Origin of the sequence: Pseudomonas sp. NMI542_15, from assembly GCF_021283425.1 — a bacterium.
Taxonomy (GTDB): Bacteria; Pseudomonadota; Gammaproteobacteria; order Pseudomonadales; family Pseudomonadaceae; genus Aquipseudomonas; species Aquipseudomonas fortuita.
The window spans coordinates 1-907 of sequence record NZ_JAJSRO010000071.1; the positions used below are offsets into that span (position 1 = coordinate 1).

The 907-nt window shown below is 66.3% G+C and carries 1 protein-coding gene; it reads right to left on the reverse strand.

Going from position 1 to position 907, the window contains the following annotated elements:
- Positions 1-51: 51 nt before the first annotated feature.
- A partial coding sequence (locus LU684_RS30450; protein ID WP_232895373.1) for a dihydrodipicolinate synthase family protein occupies positions 52-907 on the reverse strand: 856 nt, incomplete at its 5' end.

The following is a 907-nucleotide window of genomic DNA, read 5'->3' on the forward strand; positions in this document are numbered from 1 at the left end:
GCTTCGCGGGCCAAGCCCGCTCCCACAGAGAACGCGGCGGGGCCTTGGTAATCAGGCGATGTTCTGCTCGGCCGACCAGTTGGCGTACCAGCTGCGGAACAGCGCGTATTGCTGCTCGGCATAGTTGCGCTGGGCGTCGGTCAGCACGTCGGTTTCGTTGAAATGCAGGCTGTACTCGCTGTCGCCGTTCAGCACCATCAGGTGCTTGTAATACAGCACCAGGTCGCAGCCCTCATCGAACGACGACAGCACCGCCAGCGCCGCTTCCAGTTCGCGCGCCAGGCGACGGGCCTTGGCATCGCCTTTGGCCGCCTGCTTGCTCAGGCTCACCAGGTGCAGCACCTCACGGGGCAGGGCATTGCCGATGCCGGTGATGGCGCCGGTGGCGTTGCAGTTGACGAAGCCATGCACCACCTGGGTATCCACGCCCACCATCAGGGTCACGTCGTCATCCTTGGAGGTGATGTGCTCGGCGGCATAACGCAGGTCGGCACCACCGCCGAACTCCTTGAAGCCGATCAGGTTGGGGAATTCGCGACGCAGCTCGAAGAACAGATCGGCGCGGGTGGCGAAGCCGTAATAGGGGCTGTTGTAGATCACCGCTGGCAGCTTGGGCGCGGCGGCGAGGATGGCCGAGAAGTGGTGCTTCTGGGCGATCAGCGAGGCACCGCGGCTGAGCACGCGAGGGATGACCATCAGGCCGGCGGCGCCGACCTTGGCGGCGTGGGCGGCATGGGATACCGCTTCACGGGTGTTCACCGCGCCAGTGCCGACAATGGTCGGGATGCCGGCGGCCACCAGGCGCGCCACGCCTTCCTGGCGCTCGGCCTCGGTCAGCAGTGGCCAGTCGCCCATCGAACCGCAGTACACCACGGCGCTCATGCCGGCCTCGATCAGCTGGTGGCCC